The sequence below is a fragment of the Arthrobacter sp. 05T47 genome, from assembly GCF_056395825.1.
Genome location: NZ_JBFTKG010000132.1, coordinates 1 through 1,600 on the forward strand (window position 1 = coordinate 1; position 1,600 = coordinate 1,600).

Genomic DNA, 1,600 nt, shown 5'->3' on the forward strand with positions numbered 1-1,600 from the left:
CGCTGCGCCGGACCTCCGCATCAGGCAACGCTGCGCCGGACCTCCGCATCAGGCAAAGCAGCGTCTTCGACTTCCACGGATCGCGCCTCTACACAGATACTTCAACGCTCGCCTACGAGGACGCCGTCATGGCGGCAAGAAACGACGACGGCGGCCCGGCCGTACGCTCGGAAGTCATCATGGATTCGCTCGACAGACTCGCACAGACAGAGAAGCCAGAGCTCCACTCCGATCAGCGCGCCGCCGTCGCCAACGTCCTCCTAAGCGGCAACCGCCTCGACGCGATCGTGGGCCCAGCAGGCGCGGGAAAGACAACCACTATGGGGACGGTCAAGGCGATATGGGAAGCCGAATACGGTGCCGGCAGCGTGATCGGCCTTGCCCCGGCGGCGGCAAGCGCGGACGTGCTGGGACGCGGACTCTCCATGGCCACAGAGAATGTCACGAAGTGGCTGCACGAGTCGGTGGGCCCAGGGGCAAGTTCCCGGGCAGGTCGCTTCTTCGACCTCCAGACCCGCCTGGTGAAGGCTCATGCCAACGACCGCCGGAGCATCGCACTCGCGCAGGAAGCTGCCCGGCTCGCCGCCGTTCAACAGCGATGGTGCTTTCACTCGGATCAGCTCGTAATCATCGACGAAGCTTCCATGGTTTCCACGTTCCAACTCTCCGCCCTGGTCCAGCAGGCCCGCGAGGCCCATGCGAAGATCCTCTTGGTAGGTGACCCGGGCCAGCTGGATGCGATCGACGCGGGTGGCGTGCTCGGTTGGCTGGACCGGCAAGAAAAGACCACCCGACTCAGCAGCATCTGGAGATTTCACGAGAAGTGGGAGGGCGCATCATCCCTCAAGCTGCGGAGGGGAGACTACTCAGCGATTCTGGACTATGAGAAGCATCGACGGATCAGTCACGGCGCCTACTTGGACATGGTCGACCAGGCGTACCTGGCGTGGCAGGCCGATACGCTCGCAGGCAAGTCATCCATCCTTATCGCGGCCGACAATGACACCGTCGGCATGCTCAACGAACGCGCCCAGGCCGACCTCGTCGCCAAGGGCGAGGTGGATCTCGAACTGAGCGTTCTGCTCAACGATGGCCTATACGCCGGTTCCGGCGACACCATCATCGCCCGCGGAAACGACCGCAGGCTCGTCGACAGCAACGGTGACTTCGTCCGAAATGGAACACTGTTCGACGTCGAAAGTGTCAGTAAGCGGGACGACTCGCTTCGAGCGGTTCGGCGGGAAACGGGAGCGAAAGTTGTACTCCCCCGGGCGTACCTCGAGTCGAGTGTCGAGTTGGGCTACGCAACCACCGCACACCGCTCCCAGGGCGTCACCGTCGACACCGGTCACACCGTAGTCACTCAGGGCCGGCTCACCCGCGAGCTCCTCTACGTCAGCATGACCCGAGGCCGCTCCGGCAACTTTGCCTACGTCAGCGAAGCTGATGACTCTGAGCACCCTGCCATTGACCCCTCACAGCAGCCGTCGTGGCGGAGCATCTTAGGCGAGGTACTCGCTGCGGAAGGTGCTGAGCGGACCGCCCATGAAGTACGCGACGCGGAGCGCAAGAAGTCAGACACCCTCGAACGCCTCTACGC

General features: G+C 63.6%; 1 protein-coding gene. It reads left to right on the plus strand.

Annotated elements, in window-relative coordinates; translation table 11 throughout:
* Positions 1–1,600: ATP-dependent DNA helicase (locus AC1DEY_RS23270; RefSeq protein ID WP_476870063.1), on the plus strand; the 1,600-nt coding region annotated here is incomplete at both ends.